The sequence below is a fragment of the Rathayibacter sp. PhB127 genome (assembly GCF_003751665.1).
Taxonomy (GTDB): Bacteria; Actinomycetota; Actinomycetes; order Actinomycetales; family Microbacteriaceae; genus Rathayibacter; species Rathayibacter festucae.
The window spans coordinates 126,364-147,341 of sequence record NZ_RKHW01000003.1 but is presented as its reverse complement, the minus strand read 5'-3'; the positions used below and the strand labels follow the sequence as shown (position 1 = coordinate 147,341).

Genomic DNA, 20,978 nt, shown 5'->3' with positions numbered 1-20,978 from the left:
AAAGGAGCACCATGCCCACCCCCACCCGCCGCGCGCCCTTCCGCGCGGCCCTCGCCGCCCTCGGCCTCGGGGCGGTGCTCGCCGCCGGCCTCGTCGCACCCACCGCGACGGCCGCCGACGCCGCGGCCCCCACCGCAGGCCTCCTCGCCGACTACCGCTTCAGCCAGACGACCGGCGCGACGGTCCCCAACTCCGCCGGCGGCGCTGTGGGAGCCGCGCGCGTCGTGAACGGGACCGACGCGCTCTGGACCGGCACGTCACTCCGTCTCACCGGCGGCGCGAAGACCAGCGCGGCCCCCTGGGTCGAGCTGCCCGACGACCTGCTCACGGGCAAGAGCTCCGGGACGGTCACGATCGAGACGCGCGCCGACGCGTCGATGCTCTCGAACTTCCACTTCCTCTGGAACATCGGCAGCGACAGCACCTCGCAGTACTGGTTCGCGTCCGTGCGCGACAAGGTGCGCACCGCGATCACGACCACCGGCGGCGGCGGCGAGAACAACGCCCGCAGCGCGTCCGGCATCGCGGCCGACCGCTGGTACAGCCTCAGCTCCGTGATCGACGGCGCCGCCGGCACGATCTCGTTCTACGTCGACGGCACCCGCGTCGCCTCCGCTCCCACCGCGCTGCGGCCGGCCTCGGTGGCGGACCAGTCGCTGAACGCCATCGGCCGCGCGCCCTACCCCGACCCCTTCTACAAGGGTGAGGTGTCGACGTTCCGCGTCTACGACCGCGCCCTCACCGGCGAGGAGGTCGCGACGGTGTCGAGTGTCGACGCGAAGCTGCACGCCTCGTCGTTCGCGCCGCTGACCGCGGCCGTGCTCGACGGCGTCACCCCGCTGACCATCGACGACTCGACCACGAACCTGCCCGACTACGGTGGCACCGTGACCTGGGCCTCGAGCGACCCGACCCTCCGCGTCTCCGCCGACGGCCGCACGCTCGCCGCCGACCGCCCCGCCGCGGGCCAGGCCGCCCGCACGTCGTCGGTCACCGCGACCGCGTCGATCCGCGGCGTCGCGCAGTCCCGCGCCGTCGCCGTCACCGTCGAGCCGCAGGTCGGCGTCGACACCCCCTACGGCTACCTGATGGTGCACTTCGTCGAGGACGCGCAGGGCTACGCCGAGAAGATCTACCTCGACGTCTCGCGCGGCGACGACCCGGAGAAGTGGGACCCGCTGAACGGCGGCAAGCCGATCCTCGCCTCCGACCTCGGCACGACCGGCGTCCGCGACCCGTACCTCACCTACAACCCCGAGACGAAGAAGTACTACATCATCGCCACCGACCTCCGCGTCTTCGGCGGCGACCAGGGCTCGGGCTCGTGCACCACCTGGTGCTACTGGACCACGCAGGGCAGCACGAAGATGAACGTCTGGGAGTCGACCGATCTCGTCTCCTGGAGCGACCTGCGCCAGTTCGACGTCGCACTCGACGCGGCCGGCACGAAGCAGCTCGAGGCCGGCATGATGTGGGCGCCCGAGGCGACCTGGGTCGCCGACTACAACGGAGCGGGCAAGGGCGCGTTCGTCGTCTACTGGTCCTCGACCGTGTACCCGAACGCCGCGCACACGCCCGGCACCGGGGCGTCGCGGGTGCTCTGGGGTGCGACCACCGACTTCACCCAGGCCACGTACTCCTACGGCGGCACCTTCATCGACACCGGCGCCGACGTCATCGACACGACGATGATCCAGGACGGCGGCACGACCTACCGCATCTCGAAGGACAACGGCACCGGCCGCGGCATCTACATGGAGTCCACGACCGCGAAGCAGTGGTGGCTCCCGTCCACCGCGTGGACGCAGCTGCAGGACCGCATCGGCGCCGTCTGGGCCGGCGGCAACGCCGGGGGAGTGGAGGGACCGGCCGTCTTCAAGGACCACGACACCGATCGCTGGTACCTCTACGTCGACGTCATCCCCGCCACCGGCTACCGGCCGATGGTGACCACCGACCTCGACGCCGGCTGGACGCAGCTCACCGATCCCGGCTTCTCGCTGGCGTCGTCGACCAAGCACGGCGGCATCGTGTCGCTCACAGCCGGTCAGTACGCCGAGGTCCGCGCGGCCGACGCCGCGACCGCCGTGCGCTCCGACCTCGGTGAGGTCGGCTCTGTCGCCGCACTGCCCGCCCGTGCCGACGTCGTCCTCGCCTACAACCGCGGCACCGCCTCGCAGCCGGTGGCCTGGGACACGTCCTCCGTCGGCACCGCGCCCGGCCGCTACCCGGTCACGGGAGTCGTGCGCACCATCGGCGCGAACGACGACCAGTGGGTCGGAGCGGGCGGATCGACGGCGTACAACGCGCCGAACCGCGTGCTCTCGAGCTCGACGGCCGTGCGGGTGACCGCGACGGTGGTCGTGGCGGCGTCCACGGCGACGCTCACCGCGTCGACCCGCTGCGTGGCCGGCAAGGTCGTCGTGACCGGAGTCGTCAAGAACACCGGCACCTCGCCGCTCACCGTCGTGATCCGCTCGGCCTGGGGCACCTCGCCCACGCTGACCGCGGCCCCCGGCGCGAGCGCGACGCACGCCTTCACGACGCGCGCCACCTCCGTCGCCGCGGGCACGCTGACCGCGACGGCCGGCGGCGCCACGCTGCAGGCCCCGTACGCGGCCCGCGCCTGCGGCTGACCCGGCCACGCTGGTCGAGCACTGCGCAGCGCTCGCCGAACATGCTGGTCGAGTAGCGCGCAGCGCGGCCCATGCTGGTCGAGTAGCGCGGAGCGCGTATCGAGACCCACCCATCGGGTGACGGTGGATCTCGAGACGCCCTCTGCGAGGGCTACTCGATCAGCAGGGGGCGGCGCGGGGTCAGACCCTCGTTCGTCAGAACGGGGGCTGTGCATCCCTGAAGCGGGGGCCCGGTGGGGCGCCGGCGAGGGCCGGTCGGCGGACGGTGACGGTGCGGCCGGTGGGGGTGGTCCAGACGATGCTGCCGTCCGGGCGGGGGATGTAGGTCCAGCGGTCGCCGTGGCGGACGTGGTGGTGGGATGTGCAGAGGCAGACGAGGTTCTCGAGCGACGTCTCGCCGCCGTTGCGCCACTCGATGGTGTGGTCCGCCTCTGCTCGGGAGGCGGTGCGGGTGCAGCCGGGGAAGCGGCAGGTCTGGTCGCGGAGCTGCAGGTGCAGGCGCATCTGCGGCGGTGGGACTCGGTAGGTGCGGCCGACGGAGACGACGGCGCGGGTGTCCGGATCGGTGAGCACTCGGGTGAAGGACGCGCCGGTAGCGACCAGGGCGCGGGCGAGGTCGGCGGGGATGAGGCCGTAGCCGTCGAGGTCCGCGGGGGCGTCGTCGAGGCCGACGGCGGTGGATGCGGCGAGCGTGAGGCGCACCTCGGCGCGGATCCCGGGCACGTACGACGCGGACAGCTGCGGTCCGTCGCCCGCGGGGGTGGTCCCGGCGATGTCGCCGTCGCGCAGCAGATCCGTGAGCACGTCGGCCTTCAGCTGCGCTAGGGTGCGCTCGTCGCCACCGTCGCGGAGGCTGCGGGCGATGCGGTCGACGCGCTCGGCGATGCCCATCGCGTCCGGCGCGGGGAGCAGGGCGCAGAGCGTGGCCATCCCGTCGACCTCCCCTGAGATCCAGACGGCGCGGTCCTGCCGGGCGCGGACGTGCCGCTGGGCGAGGGGCTCCTCGTGGAGCTCGTCGCGCAGGCGAGCGACGATCCGCCTCAGCTGCGTGGGCGTCACCTCCGGGGCGATCTCGGCGGCGCGCTCGTCGAACCTGGCGCGGGAGGTGGCGGGCAGGGTGGCGGCGGTCGCGCAGACGATCTCGCTCGAGTCCCACAGCAGCCGGCCCTCGCCCAGCAGGGCGCGGGTGCAGGGGAGGTCCTCGACGAGCAGGCGGGCGTGCTCGAGGACCGTCTCCGTGGCCCGCTCGGACAGGCGGAGCTTGACCGCGAACTCGGCGCGGATGGACCGCTCGACGAGGGAGCGCGCCTCGCTGCGGGAGAGCGAGCTCCCGCGGGCGAACGCGTCGGGGACGGTGACCGCCGCGCGGTAGGCGAGGTGCAGGGTCTGCGCACGCGTGAGGAGCAGCTGCGCGGAGGTGCGTCCGATCTCCGCGGCGATGCAGGTCAGCGCGTCGACGGCGGCGAGCGCGCTCGACGGTCCTGTCGCTCCGGGGTCGCTGTGCTCATCCATACGCGTATTGAAGCAGGGACCACCGACACCCGAGCGGCCGTCGAGCGGCACCCTCGGACAACTCCGCGAGAACGGATCTGTGGAGGAGAGCGCTGCTCCCGCCGCTACTCCCGCCGCCACTCCTCGAGGAACTCGGCGGTGGTCTTCGTCTCGAGCTCCAGCTCGATCTGCCCGAGCAGGACGTAGGGGTCGCCGATGTCGGCGGGCGTGCGGATGACCTCGGCGCCGGTGTCGAGGCGCGTGACGACGAGGTCGTGCGTCGTCATCACGCCGCCGCCGAGCAGGGCGTCGATCGTCATCCGGAGCCAGGTCAGCGTCCGGGGCCGCAGCTCGGCGCCCAGGTGCTCCGCCGCGACCTCGCGCTCGCCGTCGTCGTCCCGCTCGCCGTCCGCACTCACGCCGTCACTGTAGCGACCGCGCCGCACGCGCCCCGCCCTGCACGCGACCGCCCTGCACGCGACCGCCCTGCACGCGACCACCGTGCACGCGCCCCGCCCCGCCCCGCACGCGCCCGCCCGACGGCGCCGATCTCAGTGCCGCACCTGGAACCAGCGGATCAGCTCCCGCAGCGCCGGCAGGGTCGCGCTCGCGTCGACGTCGGTGTCGATGTCCTCGAAGGTGCTGCGGTAGCCGGGCAGCTCGGTCGTCATCGAGTCGGTGATCGCCTCGTACGCCATCGTCCAGGAGGGGAACAGCCGCTGCGCCGGCGCCTCCTCGAGCAGCACGCGCAGCCCGGCGTGCCGGGGGTCGTCGGCGATGATCGCCATCCGCTCGCGCAGCGTCGCGTCCGGCCCCTCGAGCAGCTGCAGGAACCGGCCGTCGCGGAACAGCAGGATGCCGGTCAGGCCGAGGCGCTCGTTGTTCGCGCGGCACTGCTCGAGCAGCGCGGGCAGGTCCGCCTCCTCGAGACCGGCGGCGGTGTGGCTCGCGTAGACGATGGAGCGGAGGTCGTCGTCCTGGGAGGGGCGAGCAGCGGAGTCGGACATGATGCCATCCCATCAGGGGCGCGGCGGGACGGCAGCCCCCTGCCCGGATCCGTGCAGCCCTGCTATGCGTCGCGCGCGGTCCTCACAGCAGATCCGTGCCGCCCGTCCGCCGCAGCGTCCGGCGGGCGAGGGCCCAGCCGAGCAGCCCCAGCCCGAACCACGCGGCGCCGAGCACCACGACGGCGCCGGTCTGCACCGCGAGCGCGCCGGTCCACCCCTCGCCGAGCAGGGTCCTCAGGGCGTCGGAGGCGTATGCCAGCGGCAGCACACGGGCGGCGGCCTCGACGACCGGCGGCAGCTCGGCCACCGGCGCCACGACTCCGCCGAGAACGGTCAGGACCGCCGCGAACGGCCCGACCCACGCCAGCCCGTCCCGCGAACGGAGGCCGAGCACCCCGACCGCGAACCCGCAGCCGCCGCCGGCCAGAGCCGCGCAGCCAGCGAGCGCGATCACGCCCGCGACGACCTGCCACGAGACGCCCTGCCCGAACAGCAGGAGCGCCCAGACAAGCGAGACGAGACCCGCCGCGAAGCCGACGCCCGCCCCCGCGAGTGCGACCCCGCTCCAGAGCAGGACCGCCGGCCGGGCGCTGAGGAGGACGCTCCCGAGCACCGCGTCGTGCCGCATCCGGGTGAGCGACACGGTGACGCTGTCGACCGCGGTCAGGGCGGCGAGCAGGAGACTCGCACCCGCACCGACGACCAGCGACGGCGCCGAGACCGCCGCGAAGTACAGCACCTGCAGCACCGGCCCGAGCACGACCGCGACCAGGAGCGTCCGCCGCGTCCGCGTCGCATCAAACGTCCGCAGCGCCACCACGATCGAGGCCGCCACCCGCCCGCTCACGACAGCGCCAGCGTCCCGGCCAGCCGCGCCCGCCGCACGGCCGTCCGCAGGATCCCGCGGGCGAGCAGCACGGAGAGCAGCGACGCGATCAGCCCCTGCGCGCACCAGAGCGCGACCGCGCCGCCGGACGCGCCGCCCGAGACGCCGGCATGCAGGACCTCCACCGCGCCCGTCAGCGGATCGACGACCCCGAGCAGCTGCAGCGGCCCCGGCAGCTGCGCGCGGTCGATGACGGCGCCGGAGAGGAGGAGGACGGGAGCGACGAGGACCGGCTCGTAGACCGTCGCGTGTGGGGTCAGCACGAACAGCCCGGACAGCACGAGCGCCGTCGTCCCGCACGCGGCGACGAGCAGGACCAGACCGAGGGCGACGAGCGCGGGGGAGTGCGGCGCGAACTCGCTGCCGAGAACCCAGGAGCCCACGATCGCGGCCGGGATCGACAGCAGCCCGACGCCGGCGCAGGCGAGCGAGATCGGCGCGAGCGCACCGCCCAGCGGCCGAGGGGTCAGCGCGATCTGCTCCAGCGTCCCCTGCGACCGCTGGTAGCCGAGGATCCCGACCGCCGCCGCGGTCACCGTCCACACCCCGACGACGGCTCCATCGACTCCTAGCGCCAGCCCGCCCCGACCCGCCTGGACGCGCAGGACGACGAAGACGACCGGTGCGATCAGAGCGGCCTGGACGAAGTAGGCGTTGCGGAGCAGCAGCCGCAGATGGAAGGCGCTCTCGCGCAGCACCCCGCCCAGCTCTACGTTCACTCCCGCCCTCCGCGGCACCGGTCGACGAGGGCGAGGTAGCCCTCCTCGAGGGTCGCCGGCCGGGTGGTCCAGGTCCCGGTCGGCAGGTCGGCGACGACGGCGGCCAGCGCGCGGAGGTCGGGCTGCGAGGAGTCCCAGCCGACGACCACGACGGGCCGACCGGCGATGCTGTCGGAGCGGACCGAGCGGACGCCGTCGAGCGCGACGATCCGCTCGGCGAGCTCCGCGGTGAGCGCCGGAGCGGCGAGGGTCGTCACCTCGCCGAGCCCGCCCGCCGCGGCGATGTCCCGCGGTCGCCCCGCCGCGCGGATCCGGCCGTCGAGGAGCACGAGGCTCCGGTCCGACAGCTCCTCCGCCTCGTGCAGGTGGTGGGTGGTCAGGAGGACGCCCCGCCCGTCGCGGCGCAGCTCGCGGATCAGCACGCGGAGCGCGAGCGCCGCCTCCGGATCCAGCCCGACGGTCGGTTCGTTTAGCAGGAGCAGCGGCGGCTCCGCCAGGAGCCCGCGGGCGAGGTGCAGCCGCTGACGCATGCCGCGGGAGAACTCCTCGACGCGGTCGTCACGCCGCGCGCTGAGGTCGACCGCCGCGAGCACCTCGAGGATGCGGCTGTCCCTCCGCCGTCGCGGCACGTCTGCGAGAGACGCGAAGTAACGGAGGTTCTCGAGCGCGGTCGCGCGCAGGAAGAAGCCGCGCTCGCCGCCGAGGACGAGGGCGAGCCGCCGCCGCGCCTCGTCCGGCCTCGCGACGGCGTCGATCCCGGCGACCCGGATCGCGCCGCTCGTCGGCGTCAGCAGGGTCGCGATCATCCGCGCGAGCGTGGTCTTGCCGGCGCCGTTGGGCCCGAGCAGCGCGACGACCTCGCCCGCCTCGACCCGGAGGCTCACGTCGCGGACGGCCCAGGATGCCTCCGGCCCGGTGCCGAATCGGCGCGACACGGCCTCGACGTCGAGCAGTGCCGCATCCGGATCCGCCGCCGTGGTCACCCTCATCGTCCGCCTTCCGCCGCGGACCAGGGTTCCCCGTCCTCGTGCCGCGAGCACCATCCGTGGCGCTCGCTGCCGGACCTGGCAGAGGCGGTGGTCGCTCCGCCCCGCCGCCCCTTCGAGCTCCTTCAGTCCGCTCGCCGAAACCTCACCGAAAGCGAATTGTTCACGGTAACATCGCGCCCAGTACCGATCTCAACGACGAGAGGCTCCACCAATGACGACGAAACGACGGATCCCGATCGCGACCGCGGCGGTGATGGCGCTGACGGCGGGACTGCTCGCGGTCGGCCCCACCGCGCAGGCCGCACCGGCCACCTCCCTCGACAGCGCGAAGGTGCTCGAGCTGCCCTTCGACGGCAGCATCACCGACACCAGCGGTCGCGGCAACACGGTCGGGATGCAGAAGGGCACCGCCGCGTACGGCACCGGCCTCGCCGGCCAGGCATTCGAGTTCACCGGCGGCAACGCGGTGTCGCTCGGCACCGACGCCCGCCTCCAGCCCGCCGACCTGACGGTCTCGTTCTGGTACAAGCCGACCGCCGCGATGACCGGCGAGCAGGTCTTCACCTGGAACAAGACCGCCTACAACTCCGACGGCTGGTACCTCACCTCCGAGAGCGACGCGACCCCGCTCGCGCTCTCGATCGGCCCGTCGAGCGGACAGCCCTACAAGGTCGCGATCGACACCGCCCGCGCCGGCTTCTTCCCGACGAACGAGTGGACCCACGTCGTCGCCAGCTACGACAAGGCGACCAAGCAGGTCGCGTTCTACCGCAACGGCGTGAAGCAGCCCACCGTCACCAAGTCCGAGGCGACCGGAGCGGCCACCGGCGTGCTCGGCTCCGAGGGCACCTCGACCAAGACCCTCGGCTTCAACGGACCGCAGTACAACGGCGCGCACCTGCGCGGGCTCCTCGACGACTACGTCCTCTACGGCAAGGTCGCCACGACCACCGACGTCGTCGCCCTGACGAAGGCGCACAACGCGTCCTTCGACCCCGCCGCCGTCGCGAAGGCCGACCTCGACGCCGTCACCCTGCCCGCGAGCACGAGCACCGGCTTCTCCGTGCCGACCCGCGGCGCGAAGGGCTCCGACCTCAGCTGGACCTCCTCCGACGAGTCCGCGATCGCGATCTCCGGCGGCACCGCCACGGTCACCCCGCCCACCGGCGCCGCGACGACCGTCACCCTCACCGGCTCCTCGACCTACGGCGGCAGCACCGCCGTCACCCGCACCTTCGCGATCCAGGTGCAGCCGAAGGGCGTGAAGAGCTCGAGCTATCTCCAGGAGGCCGGCCTCTCGGACGTCACCGTCCAGGACCCGTACCTCGACAACGGCGAGCAGCAGACCGTCGAGTACCTGCTCAGCCTCGACCCCGAGATGTTCCTGCACTCCTTCTACACGCAGGCCGGTCTCACCCCGACCACGGCCGGCGGCTACGGCGGCTGGGAGCGCGAGAGCGGCACCCGGTTCCAGGGCCACTTCTTCGGCCACTACATCTCCGGCCTCTCCCAGGCCTACGCGAGCGAGCAGGACGCGACGACGAAGGCCGCGCTGCTCGCGAAGCTCACCGCCTCCGTCGACGGCCTGAAGAAGGTCCAGGACGCCTACGCGCTGAAGGACCCGGCCAACGCCGGCTACGTCTCGCCGTTCCCGGTGAGCTACCTGCCCTCCGGCGCCGACGGCCTGCTCGTGCCGTTCTACAACCTGCACAAGGTGCTCGCGGGACTGCTCGACGCGCACCAGTACGCGCCGAGCGCCGTGTCCGCGGAGGCGCTCGTCGTCGCCGACGGCTTCGGCTCCTGGATCACGAACTGGGCCGGACGCCAGGCGAACCCGGGTCAGCTGCTCAACACGGAGTACGGCGGGATGAACGAGGCGCTCTACCGCCTCTACGAGACCACGCAGAAGCCGGCGCACAAGCGCGCGGCCGAGTACTTCGACGAGACCGCGCTCTTCCGGAAGCTCGCGAACAACGAGGACGTCCTCAACGGACTGCACGCGAACACGACGATCCCCAAGCTGATCGGCGCGCTCAAACGCTACACGCTCTTCACCGACGACCCCGCGCTCTACGCGACGCTGACGGCCACCGAGAAGGCGGACCTCGACATGTACCGCCGCGCCGCCGAAAACTTTTGGCGGATGGTGGACGAGAGCCACAGCTACGCGAACGGCGGCAACAGCCAGTCCGAGCACTTCCACGGCGCGGACACGCTCTACCAGTACGCGACCAACGGACAGACGACCGGCTACGGCGAGAACTCGACCTCCGAGGGCTGCAACATCTACAACATGCTCAAGCTCACCCGGGCGCTGTTCCAGGTGACGAAGGACGTGAAGTACGCCGACTTCTACGAGAACGCGTTCATCAACGGCGTGCTCTCGGTGCAGAACCCGGAGACGGGCATGGTCACCTACTTCCAGCCGCAGACCGCGGGCTACGCCAAGGTCTTCGGCGAGGAGCACGACGAGTTCTGGTGCGACCACGGCACCGGCGTCGAGAGCTTCACCAAGCTCGGCGACTCGATCTACTTCGAGGGGCCGAAGACGGTCTACGTGAACCAGTTCCGCTCGTCGGTGCTGAGCTCGGGCGGCAGCAACCTGAAGGTGACGCAGACGGCCGACATCCCGAACACCGACACCGCGCGCTTCACGATCGCGGCGCTCGGAGCGGGAGCGGTCGCCGAGGGCACCACGCTGCGCCTGCGCATCCCGGCCTGGGTCGACGGCGCGCCGACGCTCACCGTGAACGGCGCCGTCCGCGACGTCGCCGCGCTGACCGAGGGCGGCTACGCGGTCGTCCCGGTGGCGGCGGGCGACACCCTCACCTGGAAGCTCCCCGCCGCGGTCGCCGCGGTGGCGAACACCGAGAACGCGAACTGGACGGCCTTCACCTACGGGCCCGTGCTGCTCGCGACCGAGCTGAACCGGAACAACGTCGACGCCTCCTACCCCGCGGGCGTGCTCGTGCAGATGAGCGTCGCCGACAAGACGGTCAATTCGAACGTGGTCGTCGCGAACGCGGCCGCGTGGAAGTCCGCGGTGAAGCAGAACCTGCTCCGCCTCCCCAACGGCGCGAACGGCAACGGGACGACGACGATGCGCTTCGGCATGACGAACGTCGACGCCGCCTCCGAGGCGCGGATCTTCCAGCCGTACTACAGCCTCTACAACGCGCGCTACGCGACCTACATGACGCTCATCGCCCCCGACTCCGCGGAGGCGCAGGCGCTGATCCTCCAGGAGAAGCAGCAGCTGCGGGTGGAGGAGACGACGATCGACTCGCTCACCTCGTTCGACAACAACAACAGCGAGGCCGACAAGAACTACAAGTACAACCGCTCGGCGGTCGGCACCTGGCGCGGCGAGGGGTACCGCGACGGCGAGCGGTCGGCGGACGCGTACTTCCAGTACGACATGATCGTCGACCCGGCGCTGCCGAAGAACTACCTCGGCGTCCGCTACTACGGCGGCGACGCGGGGCGCACCTTCGACGTCTACCTCAACGACGTGAAGCTCAAGACGGAGGTGGTCTCGGGTGCCGCGGGCGCGCTGAACTGGTACGTGCAGTACGACGAGATCCCGCGCTCGGTGCTCGACGGGATCGCGGCGAAGGACAGCTGGAAGCGGAACCAGTCCGGCGCGTACGTCCTCGACGCGCAGGGGAACAAGGTGCCGAAGGTGACCGTGCGCTTCCAGGGCACCGGCACCGCGAGCAACGTCGGCGGCGTCTTCGGCGTCTACACGACGGAGTCGACCGGGTTCGCGACGAACGCCGAGCTGGCGAAGCTGACCTCGTCCGTCGGGACGTTCTCGCCGGCGCTCGCCGCCGGGGTGCGCGACCTGACGCTGACGGTGCCGGTCTCGACGACGAGCGTCGCGCTCGACCTCGACCCGGCCGTGGCCAGCGGACTGGTGAAGGTCGACGGCGTGCTGATCGACGACACCGTCGCCCGGACCGTCACCCTCGCGGCCTCGGGGACCACGAACGTCGTGATCACCTCCTCCGCGCAGGACCACACGACGCTCGCGACCTACCGGCTCGCGATCGTCCGGGCCGCTCCCGCCGCCGTGATCGACCTGACGGTCTCGGCCACGACGCGCTGCGTCGCCGGCAAGGTCGTCCTGACGACGACGGCCCGTAACGACTCGAAGGCCGCGGCGTCGATCTCGATCGCCACGCCGTACGCCACGAAGTCCTACCCGGGCATCGCGGCGGGCAAGAGCGCGACGCAGGCCGACACCACCCGCGCCGCCTCGATCCCGGCCGGCACCGCGACCGTCACCGCGACGGCCACGATCGACGGCAAAGCGGTGACGACGACGAAGGCGGCCCCCTACTCCGCCCGCACCTGCGGCTGACCCCGCCCACCGACAGCGGCCGCCCGGGGACCCTCCTGGGCGGCCGCTCCGTTTCCCCTCTCTCCGCGAGATGCCACTTGTGCGCACTTTCTGCGGCGTGTCGCGCTCGTAAGTGGCATCTCGCGGAGGGGATCAGGGGGTGGGGGCGCCGGGCGTTATCTATTCGTTACACATCTCGACCAAACCGGCACCACACTGCGAACGGGCAGGTCAAGGGCGGAGCATGACTCCCATGGAACAGACAGGGAAGAACCCGCGCGTGCCGAGGCTCCGGTTCATCGCGCTCGCGGCCGTGGCCGGCATCGTCGTCGCGGGCGTGCTGCTCGCGATCGCCGAGCTCGTCGCGCTCGTGGTCGCGAAGAACGCCAGCCCGGTGCTCGCCCTCGGCGCGTTCGTGGTCGACATCGTGCCGCGCCCGCTCAAGGAGTTCGCGATCGAGACGTTCGGAGCGAACGACAAGATCTTCCTGCTCGCGAGCATCGGCGTCGCCGTGCTGGTCGCCGCCGCCCTCGCTGGCGTGCTGCAGCTGATCCGCCCGCCGCTCGGCCAGATCCTGCTCGTGATCGCCGGCGGCCTCTCGATCGCCGCGATCGTCACCCGCACCGGCGCGACCCCGCTCTCCGCGGTGCCCACCCTGGTCGGCCTCGTCGTCGCGATGATCGTGATGCACCTGACCGTCTCGCGCCTGCGCCGCTGGCGCGCCGCGTCCGCCGCCGAGAAGACCGGAGCGGCCCCCGCCGCCCGCCCGGTCGGCATCGAGCGCCGCGGCTTCTTCCGCGTCACCCTGATCGCCGCGGTCGGTGCCGCCGTGATCGGCGCCGGTGCGCGGGCCGTCAACGCCGCCACCTCGTCGCTCGCCAGCGTGCGCGACGCCCTGCGCCTGCCCAGCCCGCGCAGCACCGTCACGGTGCCCGCCGGCGCCGACCTCGGGATCGACGGCCTGACCCCGCTCTACACGCCCAACGCCGACTTCTACCGCGTCGACACCGCGCTGACCGTGCCCTCGATCGACCCCTCCACCTGGTCGCTGAAGATCTCCGGGATGGTCGACCAGGAGGTCACGCTGTCGCTGCAGGACATCTTCGACATGGGCCTGGACGAGTACGGCATCACGATGACCTGCGTCTCGTACCAGGTCGGCGGCGACCTCGTCGGCAACGCCAAGTGGCTCGGCGTCCCGCTCCGCGACGTGCTGAAGAAGGCCGGCGTGCAGAGCGGCGCCGACATGCTGCTCTCCACCAGCGTCGACGGCTACACCGCCAGCACCCCGCTCTCCGCGGTCACCGACGAGAACCTCGACGCGATCCTCGCCGTCGGGATGAACGGCGAGGCGCTGCCCTTCGAGCACGGCTTCCCGGTTCGGATGGTCGTCCCCGGCCTCTACGGCTACGTCTCCGCCACCAAGTGGCTGACCGAGCTGAAGGTCACGACCTTCGCCGCCGACGAGGCCTACTGGACCCCGCGCGGCTACGACGCCGAGGCGCCGATCAAGATGTCCTCGCGCATCGACACCCCGCGCATCGACGCCGCGATCCCCGCCGGCGCGACCAAGATCGCCGGAGTGGCCTGGGCGCAGACCACCGGCATCGCCAAGGTCGAGGTCAGCATCGACGACGGCGACTGGCAGGAGGCCACGCTCTCGACCCCGGTCAACCTCGACACCTGGGTGCAGTGGTACGTCGACTGGGAGGCCGCGAGCGGCGCCCACTACGTCGCCGTCCGCGCGACCGACGCCAACGGCATGCTCCAGATCGAGGACCGCGCGGGCGTCGCCCCCAACGGCTCCTCCGGCTGGCAGCGCACCCTCGTCCGCGTCAGCTGACGCCGTCCGGCGACCCACGCGCCTGCGGGAGACGGATCTCGATACGCGCTCTCCGAGCGCTACTCGATCAGCATGGATCGCCGCATGCTGGTCGAGGAGGCGCGCAGCGGCGTATCGGGACCCGCCGGCTCAGGGGCGGAAGCCGGCCGCGTGGTGCTCGGGGGCGAGGTGCGGGCCGGTGCCGAGCATGCGCTCGCGGAAGGTGGCGCCGGTGGGCTCGGGGTCGAGGCGGCCGCGGCGCCGCAGCTCGGGCTGGACGAGCTCGATGAAGTCGCGCATCGACGCGAGGCCGAAGACGGCCTCGAGCATGATGCCGTCGAGGTCGGTCTCGTCCATCATCCGCTCGAGCTCGTCGGCGACCTCGACGGGGTCGCCGGTGATCGCGAAGCCGCGGGTGCCCTTGCCCTTCAGCTCGTCGAGGATCTCGCGCACGGTCGGCGCGGTGCCGTCCGGGCGGGTGAGGAAGCGCTCGATGTTGCTGGTGCCCATCTGGCCGGCCTGGTCGTCGAGGACCAGCTGCTCGGCGAGGGTGCGGTCGAGGTCGTAGGCCAGCAGATCCACGCCCGTGTTGCCGGCGTAGTAGTGCGCGGCCAGCTCGTCCGTCTGCAGGGCGTCGAACTCGGCGCGCAGCTGCGCCGCCTCCGCCGAGGTCGGCGCGACGACGATCGTCACGCCGACCATCACCTTGATCGACGCGGGATCGCGGCCGTTCTCGGCGGTCCGGCGACGGATGTCCACGATGTCCGCCGCGACCTTGCCGTAGGTCGAGCCCTGCACGAACACGCACTCGGCGTTCTTCGCGGCGAAGGCGCGGCCCACCGGCGAGGTCCCGGCCTGGAAGAGCAGCGGCGAGCGCTGCGGTGACGGCGGCAGCGTGTGGTAGCCGTGCGAGCGGTAGAACTCGCCCTCGTAGGCGACCGGGCGGATCTTCTCGGGGTCGGCGAAGACGTTGCGCTCGTGGTCGAGCACGATGACGTCGTCGTCGTTGCCGCCCTCCCAGAACGAGAAGGCGACGTCGACGTACTCCTGCGCGGCGCGGTAGCGCTCGTCGTGCGGGACCATCGCGGACTGGCCGAGCATCGCGGCCATCGTGTTCTGCGAGGCGCCGGTGACGATGTTCCAGCCGATGCGCCCGCGGGTGACGTGGTCGAGGGTGGAGAACTTGCGCACCGCGTGCAGCGGATGGTCGGCGCCGGTGGTGCTGGTGACCACGAAGTTGAGGCGCTCGGTGCCGACCGCCAGTGCGGGGATGAGGTACGCGCCGTCGAGGGCGAAGGTCATGCCGGCCTCGACGAGGACGTCCGAGAGCTCGCCGCGGCGGGAGGAGTAGCCGAAGGAGCCGCCCGCGAAGAAGAGGAAGTCGAAGCCGGCGTCGTCGAGGAGGCGCGCCATCCGCTGCCAGTAGTCGATGTCGCGGAAGTCGCCGTCGCGGCTGCGCGGGTGCGACCAGCTGATGGTGCCGCCGACGTGCGGGGTGCCCGCTTCGAAGACCCCGAGGACGATCCGCTTCTGCATGCTCTCCCGCGTTCCGGCCGGCGTCCGCCGGCACTGCTCCGGGAACCCTAGCGAGCGCGCGTTTCGGGGCTGTTGCGGGGGAGTGCGTGCGGGGGCGGGTCTCGATACGCCCGCTGCGCGGGCTACTCGACCAGCATGGAGGGCCGCGGGCGGGCTGCTCGGCCAGCAGGTGCGCGCCTCATGTCGGTCGAGTAGCCGCGCAGCGGCGTATCGAGACCCGGCGTCCTCAGCAGGGCGGGTCTGCAGACTCCTGCTCTGATGCTGGTGGGTCTCGATACGCCCGCTGCGCGAGCTACTCGACCAGCATGGGAGGCGTGGGCTGCCGCCGACCCCGCACAACATCAGCTGAGACGGGGGTCCCTCCGCTGACAGGGGAGGCCCTGTGCTCTCAGCTGATGTTGTGCGCGGCGGGGTCTCGATACGCCCGCGGCGCGGGCTACTCGACCAGCATGGAGGGCCGCGGCCCGGGCTACTCGACCAGCATGGAGGGCCTCGGCGCGGGCTGCGCGACCAGCACAATGCGCGCGACCGGCAGAGGGCGCGCCAGCATGCTGGTCGAGTAGCCGCGCAGCGGCGTATCGAGACCCGGCCTCAGCCGCCGACGCCCGTCAGGCCGAAGCGGAACTCGAGGCGGCCGTCGAGCGGCCGGACCTCGTACTCGGGGTGCGGGCGCGCGCCCCAGGAGTCGTCGCCCGCGACGCCGCGGCGGCGCAGCGCCGGGCGCAGCACGGTGCGCTGCACCGGCGGCAGCTCGTTCGGGTGCTGCGCGTTCTCGATCTCGTACGGCGTCCACGGCAGGGCCGAGAACTCCATCCCGCCGGCGCAGTCGAGCCGCAGGCCGAAGCCTCCGTCGTCGGTCACCTCGGCCCAGCGCACTCCCGTGCGGCTGCCCGATTCCTGCGGCTTGAGGTACGGGGTCAGCTCCCGCGCGACGTCGCTCTCCCAGACGTCGAGGCGCGCGCCGAGCCGGCGGTCGGAGTAGCACTCGTCCGGTCCGTCGCCGTACCAGCGCAGCCGGTGCGCGTCGGCGCCGGTGGTCAGCTGCATCCCGAACTCGGGCAGATCCGGCAGTCCGTCCGGCACCGTCATCGCGACGGTCACCTCGATCCGCCCGTCGCCCGTCACGCGGTAGTCGACGTCGCAGAACGCCCGCGGCGTGGTCGGCAGCTCGTAGCGGAAGCCGACCGTCACCGCGTACTCGTCCATGGAGACCCGCGCCGTCCGCAGCGCCTCGCCCGCGGCCCGCGCATAGCGGCTCGCCAGCAGCCACTGCCCGTCCTCGAAGGGACCGCCCCAGCCGCGCTCGTTCGACGTCGGCGCGTGCCAGAAGGACGGCGTCGGGATCGACGTGAGCAGCTCGCGCCCGCCCTCGGGCCCGCCGCCCCAGCGGTACGACATCAGCCCGCCGTGCAGCCGGGAGAAGAGGACGCTGAAGTGCTCGCCGACGACGCCCACGTTGTGGGTGCCGTCGATGAGCTCGGGCCGCGTCGCGTGCTCCGGCCGCGAGAACCCCGCGACCTCGAGCACGTGCTGCCCGCGGGCGACGACGTGTCCCGCCGGCGCCCACCGCGTGTCCTCGCGCAGCCGCAGCTCGACGTCGAGCGTGTACTCGCCCGGCAGCTCGGGCAGCGGCACCGGCTGCGGGTACGTCGAGGACCCACCCGCGGCGATATCGGTCGCGAGCTCCCGCTCCGCCAGCACGCGTCCCTCCCGCCGCAGCACGACGACCGCTGCGTACGCGGAGGAGGAGGTGGCCAGCAGCCGGTTCCCGATCACGATCTCCGCCGTCGAGACCTCGACGCGGAACGGCTGGTACAGGTGCGCGACCTCCTGCAGCTTCGGCGTCGGCGTGCGGTCGGCGAAGAGGATCCCGTTGCCGCTGAAGTCGCCGTCGTGCGGCGACTCCCCGCTGTCCCCGCCGTAGCCGAGGAACGGCACCCCGTGCCGGTCGGCCATCGCGACGGCCTGGTCCGCGAAGTCCCAGATGAAGCCGCCCTGGAAGAGCGGCTCCCGCTCGGCCAGATCGAGGTAGCGGTCCACGGCGCCGAAGGAGTTGCCCATCGCGTGCGCGTACTCGCAGAGCAGGAACGGCTTGTCGCGGTGCTCCGCGAGGTACTGCTCGATCTCAGCCGCCGGCGTGTACATCTGGCTGACCACGTCGGTCGTCTCCGGGTAGCGCGAGTCCCAGTGCACCCCCTCGTAGTGCACCGGACGGTCGTCGACCGCGCGGAACCACTCGGCGAGATCGCGGAGGACGGTGCCGCCGAACGACTCGTTGCCGAGCGACCACATCACCACGCTCGGGTGGTTCTTGTCGCGCTCGAGCAGGCTCCGCGCCCGGTCGTGCAGCGCGGGCGCCCACCGGCCGTCGTCGCCGGGCACCGACTCGGCGAGCGGCGCGTCGAGGTAGCGGACGCGGTCCCACAGCCCGTGCGTCTCGAGGTTCATCTCGTCGATCACGAGGAAGCCGTACTCGTCGGCGAGGTCGTAGAAGTAGGAGTTGTTCGGGTAGTGGCTGGTACGGATCGCGTTCACGCCCACCCGCTTGAGGATCCGGAGGTCCTCCTCCGTCTGCGCCCGGTCGACGACCCGCCCCTGCAGGCCGAACTCGTGCCGGTTGACCCCGCGGAAGACGACCCGCCGGCCGTTGAGGCTGAGCACGCCGTCCTCGATCGCGAAGCGGCGGAGCCCGACGGTCTGCGGCACCACCTCCGTGAGCGCGCCGTCCGCGTCCCGCACGCGCACCGTCAGGCGGTGCAGGTGCGGGTCCTCGGGGCTCCACAGCCGCGGCTCCGCGAGCCGGAGACGGTGCACGCCGTCCGGATCGAGCCGCAGCGGGCCCACGCCGTCGAGCTCGACCGTCGCCGATCCCGCCCCGTCGAGCCGCAGCTCGACCGCGATCCCGGCACCGTCGTCGTCGACCGTCGTCCGCACGCGGAGGTCCTCGACGTGCGCGCGCGGGCGGCGCAGCAGCACGACGTCGCGGAAGATCCCGGAGAACCGGAAGAAGTCCTGGTCCTCGAGCCAGGAGCCGGCGCTCCATTTGACGACCTGCGCGGCGAGCAGGTTCTCGCCGGGCAGCAGCGCCTCGGTGAGGTCGAACTCGCCGGGCGAGAAGCTGTCGGCCGAGAAGCCGAGGTAGACGCCGTTCAGCCAGAGGGCGATCGTGCTCTCGGCGCCGCGCACGTCGAGCGCGATCCGCTCGCCGGGCGCGAGCGGCGCGTCCAGCTCGAAGGTCGTCCGGTAGGAGGCCGTCGGGTTGAACCGCTCCGGGGCCTGCCCGGGCAGGATGCTCTCGCGCCCGTCCCAGGGGTACTGCGTGTTCACGTACTGCGGGCGGTCGTGGCCGTGCAGCTGGATGTGCGCGGGCACGGGGATCAGCTCCCAGTCGCCCGCGTCGAACTCCGGCCGCTCGAAGCCCGCCGGCGCGTCGGCCGGCCGGGGCGCGCAGTGGATCCGCCACAGCCCGTTCAGCGACTGCTCGAACGAGCTGACGCCCGTCGCGGCCTCGTCCGAGGAGCGGAACCAGCGGTGATCGGAGTGCGCCGGCCGCCGGTTCTCGGCGAAGAAGCCGGGGTCGGAGAGCCGGGCGAGGTCGAACCCGGTGGCGGGCGCCGCCTCGCCCGGGAGCTCCGCGAGGCTCACTTGATCGCCCCGGTGATGCCCTCGGCGAAGGAGCGCTGCAGGACCATGAAGACGATGACGGTGGGCACCGAGGCGAGGAAGACGGCCAGCATCAGCACGCCGTAGTCGACGACGTAGCCCGCGCTGAGGTTCGAGATCAGCATCGGCATGGTCTGGAAGTCGTTGTTCACCAGGATGACCTTGGGCCAGAGGAAGTTGTTCCAGGCGGTCATGAAGGTGATGACCGCGGCCGCGGCATAGGTCGAGCGCATCGACGGCAGGTAGATCCGGGCGAAGATCCCGAGCTCGCTGACCCCGTCGATCCGCGCGGCCTCGATGATCTCGTAGGGGAACGAGCGCGAGGCCTGCCGGAACAGCAGGATCAGGAACGGGGTCGAGATCGCCGGGATGATGACCGCGCCGAGGGAGTTGATCATCCCGACCTCGGCGAAGACCTGGAAGAGCGGGATCATCGTCGCCGCGAACGGGATCATGATCGCGATCAGCAGGACCGCCATCAGGAGGTCCTTGGCCCGCGAGTGGAAGACCTCGAAGCCGTAGCCGGCGATCGAGCAGACGATCAGCGCGAGCACCGTGGTGCCCACCGCGACGGTCGCCGAGTTCCACATCGCCGAGCCGACGTCCTGCAGATCGAGCAGTCCGGCGAAGTTGTCGAAGAGCGCCAGGCCCGGGATCATCCGCGAGTCGAGGACGTCCTGGCTGGTGTTCGTCGCCGAGACGGCCATGAAGTAGAGCGGGAAGATCGAGAAGAGCGCGAAGACCGAGAGGAAGAGGTACTTCGGCAGGCCGCGCAGCCGCGAGGAGAGCGGCGCGCTGCGGACGGGGACGGACTCGCTCGGAGTGACGGACTCGACGTCCTCGATCGCGGGCAGGGTGCTGACGCGCTCAATCACGCTTGTCACCGACTTTCAGCTGAACGAACGCGAGGACCGCGACGAGGATGAGGATCACGTAGGAGAGGGCGGAGGCGTAGCCGAAGTTCGGGTTCTTCAGGAACGAGACCTCGTAGAGGTAGTGCGACATCGACATGGTCGTGTAGGCCGGGCCGCCTCTGGTCAGCGCCCACGACTCGTCGAAGAGCTGCAGCGTCCCGTTGGTCGACATGATCGCGGTGAGCAGGATGATCGGCTTCAGCTGCGGGATCGTGACATGCCAGAAGGTCTGCAGCGCGTTCGCGCCGTCCATCCGCGCGGCCTCGATGCTCGAGTAGTCGACGTTCTGCAGCGCCGCCAGATAGAAGACCATGTTGTAGCCGGTCCAGCGCCAGAGCAGTCCGAGGATGATGACGAAGCGCCCGGTGTCCGGATTGCCGAGCCAGTTGATCGGCGAGTCCATCAGGCCGATGCCCATCAGCACGTCGTTGACGAAGCCGTCGTTGGCGAAGATCGTGCGGAAGACCAGCGAGTAGGCGACGAGGGAGACGGCGCACGGCAGGAAGATCGCGGTGCGCCAGAAGGTCTTGAACTTCAGGTTCCTGGTGTTGAGCAGGTTGGCCAGCACCAGCGCCATGATCAGCATCACCGGCACCTGGATGATCAGGTAGATGAAGGTGTTCTGCAGCGTCAGCCGGAAGATCTCGTCCTGCAGCAGGCGCTCGTAGTTCAGCCAGAACGGCTGCGCGTAGCTGAGGTTCGCCCCGCGGCCGGTCTGCAGCGAGAGCAGGAAGGCCTGGATCATCGGCAGGAAGCTCACCAGGAAGATGAGCACCGCCGCCGGCAGGAGGAAGGCCCAGCCGGTGAGGCTGCGACGGCGCTCCCCGGTCATGCGGATCGGGCGGCTGCGGAGATCGCGCTGCGGCCGGGGTGGGACGCGCAGGCGCGGGCGCGGAGGGGCGGAGGTCGACACGGGCGGGCTCGCATTCTCGGAAGGAGAGGGACGGGGAGGGACGGGCCGGGGAGGAGGAGT

13 protein-coding genes are annotated in these 20,978 nt (G+C 71.7%); 3 read left to right on the top strand and 10 right to left on the bottom strand.

What is annotated here, in order from left to right; all coding sequences use genetic code 11:
* Positions 1-11: 11 nt before the first annotated feature.
* Entirely contained in the window at positions 12-2,636 is a 2,625-nt protein-coding gene (locus EDF22_RS15305) for a LamG-like jellyroll fold domain-containing protein (RefSeq protein WP_123705743.1), read from the top strand.
* Between the two features lie 195 nt (positions 2,637-2,831).
* Here EDF22_RS15305 and EDF22_RS15300 read toward each other — a convergent pair whose 3' ends face one another.
* From EDF22_RS15300 to EDF22_RS15280, 6 genes are all read right to left on the bottom strand, one after another.
* Complete coding sequence (locus EDF22_RS15300) at positions 2,832-4,148, bottom strand: HNH endonuclease signature motif containing protein (protein ID WP_123705742.1); 1,317 nt, start codon at positions 4,146-4,148, stop codon at positions 2,832-2,834.
* A 104-nt stretch (positions 4,149-4,252) separates the two neighbouring features.
* Positions 4,253-4,546, bottom strand: a complete 294-nt coding sequence (locus EDF22_RS15295; protein ID WP_123705741.1) for a hypothetical protein — start codon at positions 4,544-4,546, stop codon at positions 4,253-4,255.
* A 132-nt stretch (positions 4,547-4,678) separates the two neighbouring features.
* A complete protein-coding gene (locus EDF22_RS15290; protein WP_123705740.1) occupies positions 4,679-5,134 on the bottom strand; it encodes a BLUF domain-containing protein in 456 nt (151 codons plus the stop codon).
* Between the two features lie 82 nt (positions 5,135-5,216).
* Positions 5,217-5,981 carry an ABC transporter permease gene (locus EDF22_RS20920; protein WP_185038973.1) on the bottom strand — a complete coding sequence of 255 codons (765 nt, stop codon included), beginning with the start codon at positions 5,979-5,981 and terminating at the stop codon, positions 5,217-5,219.
* Positions 5,978-6,739, bottom strand: coding sequence for an ABC transporter permease (locus tag EDF22_RS20915; protein ID WP_185038971.1), 762 nt, complete (start codon positions 6,737-6,739; stop codon positions 5,978-5,980). The genes EDF22_RS20920 and EDF22_RS20915 overlap by 4 nt, the downstream gene beginning before the upstream one ends.
* Entirely contained in the window at positions 6,736-7,728 is a 993-nt protein-coding gene (locus EDF22_RS15280; RefSeq protein WP_123705739.1) for an ABC transporter ATP-binding protein, read from the bottom strand. Before EDF22_RS15280 ends, EDF22_RS20915 begins: the two co-directional genes overlap by 4 nt.
* A 211-nt stretch (positions 7,729-7,939) precedes the next feature.
* Here EDF22_RS15280 and EDF22_RS15275 point away from each other — a divergent pair, with 211 nt between their 5' ends.
* On the top strand, positions 7,940-12,091 hold the full coding sequence (locus EDF22_RS15275) for a beta-L-arabinofuranosidase domain-containing protein (RefSeq protein WP_123705738.1): 4,152 nt from the start codon (positions 7,940-7,942) through the stop codon (positions 12,089-12,091).
* Between the two features lie 232 nt (positions 12,092-12,323).
* Positions 12,324-13,913 carry a molybdopterin-dependent oxidoreductase gene (locus EDF22_RS15270; protein ID WP_123705737.1) on the top strand — a complete coding sequence of 530 codons (1,590 nt, stop codon included), beginning with the start codon at positions 12,324-12,326 and terminating at the stop codon, positions 13,911-13,913.
* A 129-nt stretch (positions 13,914-14,042) separates the two neighbouring features.
* On the opposite strand, the gene EDF22_RS15265 is transcribed toward EDF22_RS15270, so the two are convergent.
* From EDF22_RS15265 to EDF22_RS15250, 4 genes are all read right to left on the bottom strand, one after another.
* The gene (locus EDF22_RS15265; protein WP_185038969.1) at positions 14,043-15,428 is read right to left on the bottom strand and encodes an NtaA/DmoA family FMN-dependent monooxygenase; all 1,386 of its coding nucleotides are present in this window, start codon (positions 15,426-15,428) and stop codon (positions 14,043-14,045) included.
* A 591-nt stretch (positions 15,429-16,019) separates the two neighbouring features.
* Complete coding sequence (locus EDF22_RS15260; RefSeq protein WP_123705735.1) at positions 16,020-19,073, bottom strand: glycoside hydrolase family 2 TIM barrel-domain containing protein; 3,054 nt, start codon at positions 19,071-19,073, stop codon at positions 16,020-16,022.
* Positions 19,070-19,966, bottom strand: a complete 897-nt coding sequence (locus EDF22_RS15255; protein WP_243581115.1) for a carbohydrate ABC transporter permease — start codon at positions 19,964-19,966, stop codon at positions 19,070-19,072. The genes EDF22_RS15260 and EDF22_RS15255 overlap by 4 nt, the downstream gene beginning before the upstream one ends.
* Positions 19,959-20,837 carry a carbohydrate ABC transporter permease gene (locus EDF22_RS15250; RefSeq protein ID WP_123446593.1) on the bottom strand — a complete coding sequence of 293 codons (879 nt, stop codon included), beginning with the start codon at positions 20,835-20,837 and terminating at the stop codon, positions 19,959-19,961. The genes EDF22_RS15255 and EDF22_RS15250 overlap by 8 nt, the downstream gene beginning before the upstream one ends.
* Positions 20,838-20,978: the final 141 nt, after the last annotated feature.